The 5,488-nt window shown below is 47.4% G+C and carries 6 protein-coding genes; 2 read left to right on the forward strand and 4 right to left on the reverse strand.

Annotated elements, in window-relative coordinates; all coding sequences use genetic code 11:
* Positions 1 to 124 precede the first annotated feature (124 nt).
* The gene (locus ACFS7Z_RS26915) at positions 125 to 307 is read right to left on the reverse strand and encodes a response regulator transcription factor (RefSeq protein ID WP_377492462.1); all 183 of its coding nucleotides are present in this window, start codon (positions 305 to 307) and stop codon (positions 125 to 127) included.
* A 188-nt stretch (positions 308 to 495) separates the two neighbouring features.
* Between ACFS7Z_RS26915 and ACFS7Z_RS26920 the strand changes: the two genes are divergently transcribed.
* Positions 496 to 723, forward strand: a complete 228-nt coding sequence (locus ACFS7Z_RS26920) for a hypothetical protein (protein WP_377492465.1) — start codon at positions 496 to 498, stop codon at positions 721 to 723.
* Positions 724 to 767: 44 nt separating this feature from the next.
* Here ACFS7Z_RS26920 and ACFS7Z_RS26925 read toward each other — a convergent pair whose 3' ends face one another.
* Positions 768 to 1,853, reverse strand: a complete 1,086-nt coding sequence (locus ACFS7Z_RS26925) for a sensor histidine kinase (protein WP_377492468.1) — start codon at positions 1,851 to 1,853, stop codon at positions 768 to 770.
* A 280-nt stretch (positions 1,854 to 2,133) separates the two neighbouring features.
* On the opposite strand from ACFS7Z_RS26925, the gene ACFS7Z_RS26930 reads away from it, so the two are divergent.
* The gene (locus tag ACFS7Z_RS26930) at positions 2,134 to 2,391 is read left to right on the forward strand and encodes a hypothetical protein (protein WP_377492471.1); all 258 of its coding nucleotides are present in this window, start codon (positions 2,134 to 2,136) and stop codon (positions 2,389 to 2,391) included.
* A gap of 258 nt (positions 2,392 to 2,649) precedes the next feature.
* On the opposite strand, the gene ACFS7Z_RS26935 is transcribed toward ACFS7Z_RS26930, so the two are convergent.
* Together ACFS7Z_RS26935 and ACFS7Z_RS26940 are read right to left on the reverse strand one after the other, a co-directional pair.
* Positions 2,650 to 4,326 (reverse strand): SulP family inorganic anion transporter, encoded by a 1,677-nt coding sequence (locus ACFS7Z_RS26935; RefSeq protein WP_377492474.1) that lies wholly within the window; start codon positions 4,324 to 4,326, stop codon positions 2,650 to 2,652.
* Between the two features lie 953 nt (positions 4,327 to 5,279).
* The coding region (locus ACFS7Z_RS26940; RefSeq protein ID WP_377492477.1) for a sensor histidine kinase at positions 5,280 to 5,488 on the reverse strand (209 nt) is incomplete at its 5' end.

The following is a 5,488-nucleotide window of genomic DNA, read 5'->3' on the forward strand; positions in this document are numbered from 1 at the left end:
AGGTTTAGCAATCCTAACTTGTTTTTGATAATTTTGTCTTGAGTAGTCATGATATAATCGGGTTTAATTAATGAAATGCGTCACATTCAATTTAATTAAACTGTCAGATTATATCTTGACTATCTCAAATGATAAGTTCCGGCAGCTGCTCTATTTCGGTCCTCTCCTTCAACAGCTTTAAGGCATCCTCCCCGTTCACTGCGGTTTGCACCTCCACCACCGCCCACAGTTTCCTGAGCAACCGCTGCGTGAGGTATAAATAAGTAACATCATCATCAACGAGTAATATCCTTTTAATCACCTTCATACCTCAAATAATCTTTCCCCGGCACCTCTTCTCACTTCCCCCCGCAACGAGAATGTAGACGAAGTAGATGTTTTCTGACCTGAGAAATGTTCTATTTAAGTAGTAACACCTGCAATCTCAGTATTTTACTCCATAAGGTTCCGTAATAATTCGGCAGCGACAAAAGGACATGTGCCGTAAGCTTGTACATGTCTTTTATATATGAACATATCAGGAAATTGGAGGTAAAGCAGCTGAGTGCTTTTGAAGTCGCTCAGTGCCTGTTCTACCTTCACGCCCTGACAAAGGAGGACCATGACCTGCACCGGGAAAGCCAGTCGCTCCGGGAGGAATTGAAGGAGAGGCTGCGGGAGTTGCGGAACGAGAAAAAGAAAATGCGGGGAAGTTTGAATGCGCTGTGGCTGGCGGAAGGGTAAGTGCCCTGCCTGATGGAACAGGGGTTCTGTGCCTGTTGCTGTCTTTACCGCTGCCCTTTGAGAAAGACCTTGAAGGTGGTGCCTTCGCCCAGCGTGCTCTCCACCTCAATCTTTCCCCCTGCATCCTCCACCATTCTCTTCACGATGAACAAGCCCAGTCCTGTGCCCTCCACGTCATCCCGGAGCCTGGTGTATCGCTCAAATATCACCTCCTTCTTGTCATCCGCTATGCCACGTCCGTTGTCGCTGACGGAGAGCAGCGTGTAAGCACCTGCTTTCTCCGTCTTGACGCATATCGCTGGTGCTCTGTCCGGTGCTTTGTACTTGATGGCGTTGCTCAGCAGGTTGTAGATGATGCTCCTGACGTTCTTGCGGGACAGGGTTATCTCGGTTTCCTTTATTTCACATTCTACCTGCGCACCGGCTTCATGTATCCTGTCCGTCAGGGCAAGCCGGGCGTCTTCTATCAGGTTCTCAAAGTTCACCCGCTCTGCCTCCCTGTCGAAATCAGTGTCACTTTCCCTTATGTCCGAGAGTTCCACCACTGTGCTGCGTATGTTGTCCACAGACAAATTCAGCAGGTTCAATAGCTGCTGTGTGTCTTCTTCACTGCCCGATGTTTCCTTCAATAAACTGAGCAGACCCTCCATGTTGGAGAGAGGGCCTTTGATGTCGTGGGAAATGCTGTAGATGATGTTCTCGTACCGCTTGCTCAGCTTCTCATATCCCCGCAGCACCTCGATGCGGTCGTTGATGTCGATGAAGGTGATGATGACGCCATTGGTCCTTTTCTCCTTCTTGACGATGTAGGGCAGGATGTTCATCTGGTACCACCTTTTGTCGGTCGTCTGGATGTCTTTTTCTAGGTCCTTGCTGCTCTTAATTACCTCTTCGATGTTATCGATGATGGTGGGGAAGCGGATGTTGCTGGACACTTCGTCTATGTGCCTGCCCACGTCTTCGGCTGAGAGTTTGAAGTGCCTCATGGCAGGAGGGGTGAACTTGCGCAGAATCATGTTGGCATCGACAAAAAGCTGCGGTATAACGGTGTTGCTGAAATAGTTCTCCAACTCATCGTTCAGCTCAATAAGCTTTCTGTGTGCTTCTGTCTTTTTGGAGGGTTGTCCCATTGGTAGCGGATAAATACTTTTATTCCGAAATACACAGAATAGGGGAATAAAGTACTTATACTATCTATGTAACCACAAGCAGCGTTATCTTCTGTTCTTTTAGATGAGGCGCACAAGCGAACAGTAGCGCCAGCGCCCTTTCTGGGTAAAAAGAGGCTGTAAAGCAAAAGAGCCATTATAGGATAGAGGCTCTTTTTAATTCTGCTTTATTCAACTGTGCCTGTACGCATTCACTTTTTATGAGTTTCCGCGTAGTTAGCTAACTAGTCTATAAAGCCTGATGATGAAGCTGTCTGTTTTCTGTTGTTATTCGCTCCACCAAAGAGCCCGTATTCTCCAGGAATGCGGTCAGGAACTGCTGCTGCGGCAATGCATGTCCTGTTCCGTGTTCCTCTACCACATGGATGAGTTCTTTGCCGAGGTTTGGATCTCTCCAACAGACAGCCGGGTGGTCCTGGTGCACGGGTTTAAAGACACTAAGCTGCTGGAACCTTACCTGCACAAGATAGACATATTAGTGGTGACAGAAGGTAAATGAGAGGCTGATGGCATAATTCGCCCTCTTGCCTTCTTAAGCTGCTTGCAAACGACGCAAAAACAGGAGAGGTTCCTCAGTCTTCTCCTGAAATAGGTTGACAAAAGTCATCCCATAAAACGTGGAATTTTTGAGCTGGAAGGCGGAGGTTAGCTTGCTTGGTCAAGTCCACCCCTGTTTCGTCGGCCTGCATGCTAACCGCAACAAGACGCAACGCAGTGTTCGCTGCATCTACACATGTAGCGAAGGAGAAGTATCTTATCAATGGCCGTGCATGTTCTCAGAAGTTGAAGACGGTTCCTTTTTCTTGAGTTCGTCTACAACGCAGTCGACAGCCGCTGAAAACGTAGGGCAGACATTCTTATCGGGAATCAACTGCGGGATTATCCCTCCCTTCCGCAGCATGTGCTCCGGCTGTTTTAGAAGGCCCGTCAGAAAAACTTTTATCCCCCTTTCTTCCATGGTCCGTAGTGTTTCCTGCAGGGAGTATAACCCCGTCTGGTCAATAAAAGGAACTTCCTCCATACGGTAAATGACATGGCTTACGTCAACAACCCCTTCCGACATCTTTTGTAACCCGGACGCAAAACCAAAAAACAAAGGACCCTCGATATGCTTGACCAAAACATTTCCTTCCAACTCAGCTGGCAAACCCCTTCCCTGCCAATGCTGCCCATCGTCATAGGTAGACAGTGGTTCTATCCGGGTACGGTGTCCAATAGCATCACTCATTTTTTTCATAAAGAAGAGTGCCGCCATCACCATTCCTACACCTACTGCCGTGAGCAGATCGAGAAAAACAGTTACCAGCAACACCACAATCATAATAGCTGCATCGCCACGTGGAATTACCCTGATGTGCCTGATTCCACGAAAATCGAGGATACCAAGACCTACTGTTATCAGCAAGCCTGCCAGCACTGCCTTTGGGATCAGAGCTGCATAAGAGCCTATAGCCAGAAGAATAACTGCAAGCGTGACAGAATGGATAATGCCAGACCATCTTGATGTTCCCCCTGACCTGACATTGATGAGCGTGCGCATGGTTGCGCCTGCACCAGGCAGCCCGCCAAATATTCCGGCAACTGAATTGCCTATGCCCTGCCCGATTAGCTCCCTGTTGCTGTCGTGGCGCGTTTTGGTTACGTTATCTGCCACTACTGAAGTAAGAAGGGAATCGATGGCACCAAGTGCAGCAAGTGTAATGGCCACGCGTATGATTTGCCCGTATAGCGCCGAGTCAATTGTAAAAAGGCTGGCGACCTGCAACTCGGGAAGCCCGGTAGGAATGGAACCGATCACTTCTACATCTTTTTGAAGCACAACGGACAAAATTGTCACGCCAATGAGTGCCACAAGCGTACCAGGGACTGTTTTCGAAATACGGGGAAACAGGTAAACAATCACTACCGTCAGGGCTGCATATAGCAGTGCCCATACATTGATGTTTGAAAATGCAGGCCCGATCTGTCGTACCACATCAATTGTTGTTGGTGGCGATGGCTGGCCTATAGCAGGAAAAAGCTGAAGAAGGATGATGATCACGCCAATGCCACTCATGAAGCCCGATATAACTGGGTAAGGAATAAAGCGGATCAGTGCGCCGAGCCGTACAACGCCCATGAGCGCCTGAAAAATACCGGCGAGCAGGAAAGTGGCGACAATAGCCCCAGCTACCGCTTCGATGCTTCCGCCCATTTGAACAAACCCTGCAATGGCGGCTGTTGCTACAACAGTCATCGGTCCGGTAGGGCCGCTGACCTGTGTATAGGTTCCACCAAGAATTGCCGATATAAATCCCAGGATAATGGCGCCGTAAAGACCTGCAGCTGCGCCCAAACCTGACTGCAGTCCAAACGCAAGTGCAAGCGGTAGTGCAACAATACCGGCTGTAAGTCCTCCGAAAACATCGCCCTTTGTAAATGCAAATCCTTTCATTGTTTCGTTGTATGCTGTTAGCGGGAAAGCCCTGCTCCCCAGTGCGCAGTAAAAAAGAATGCTCCCGGCATTTCCCAGGAATACACAACGTTCAGGGCTTGCTGCTGTGGCGGAATTCATCATACGTCCAGCTGCGAACCGTTGTTGATCAATATTACTGTTGTCTATACTAAAACTAGAGCCGATTGTTATTCGGCACACTTGAACAACTGTTGATAGTGATTTGTAGCAAATGGCGTGTTCGTTGCACCGCCCTAGCAGCAAGTCCTATAGGTGTTCATTTATTCAATGGAATTGATGTCTTCTCCATCAGCTAATGTTCCTCTATCTATTTCACCCTTTTGGTTGAAACATATTGTGTAGGTACAATCAGCAAGGTTGCCATACCCACCTTGGAAGTTGTATAAATTGCCATTATATTAAGTTCTGTATCCTCGAAAGGAAATACACCTGGAACTTTTCCTGCTCCATAAAATCTGACTGGCATTTGATGTTATAGCCATTTATGCTCAAGAGCGTAGGTCCTTTCAAGAAGCCTCCCTTTTTATTATTGTAACTGAAGTGACGCTGCACCATTTCGAGTTGCTCAGGGTTGGTCCCTGGAAAGGTACCCTGCTTCCATCAGTTTTGAAGTTGTCTTGTCCTGATATAGGTTGACAGCAACCGTCCCAGGAAACGTCACCCGTCCTGAAATATCTTGGCTAACTGTTGTTAATTACCCCTTTTTTTCAGTTTTGTCAATGAGAAGCGGCTCATATACAACATGCTCTAACCTGCACTACTTCTGTACATGCTCTACTTTGGGGACTTGCTTTTAATTTTTGGCATTTCACTCTCTCGTAAGTAATAGGGAGCTGCAAATTGATTTCCATCAGGTAGTTTTATTGTTGCTGCACCTCTTTCCGGTCTAAAGAATCAATATCCAGGTTATCGAAAAATCGCTGTAGGTTTGCCTAATTTAAAGAAGGCGATTCAGCCTTAAAATAGATAATAAACGTACTGCCTTGCCCCAATTCACTTTCTACCTTGATATCACCACCGGTAGCATCTACTATCTTTTTAGCCAGGAACAACCCAATGCCCTGGCCTTCCACATCGTGGTTGATTCGTTCGTATTTCTTAAAGATTTGTTCCTGGTTACGCTCTGATATCCCCATTCCAT

Origin of the sequence: Pontibacter toksunensis (assembly GCF_042686245.1) — a bacterium.
Lineage (GTDB): Bacteria > Bacteroidota > Bacteroidia > Cytophagales > Hymenobacteraceae > Pontibacter > Pontibacter toksunensis.

What these genes read in the sequence shown, in the direction of transcription:
- ACFS7Z_RS26920 (WP_377492465.1), top strand. Translation starts at nt 496, where the DNA reads ATGTCTTTTATATATGAACATATCAGGAAATTGGAGGTAAAGCAGCTG.
- ACFS7Z_RS26925 (WP_377492468.1), bottom strand. Translation starts at nt 1,853, where the DNA reads ATGGGACAACCCTCCAAAAAGACAGAAGCACACAGAAAGCTTATTGAG.
- ACFS7Z_RS26935 (WP_377492474.1), bottom strand. Translation starts at nt 4,326, where the DNA reads ATGAAAGGATTTGCATTTACAAAGGGCGATGTTTTCGGAGGACTTACA.
- ACFS7Z_RS26915 (WP_377492462.1), bottom strand. Translation starts at nt 307, where the DNA reads ATGAAGGTGATTAAAAGGATATTACTCGTTGATGATGATGTTACTTAT.
- ACFS7Z_RS26930 (WP_377492471.1), top strand. Translation starts at nt 2,134, where the DNA reads ATGATGAAGCTGTCTGTTTTCTGTTGTTATTCGCTCCACCAAAGAGCC.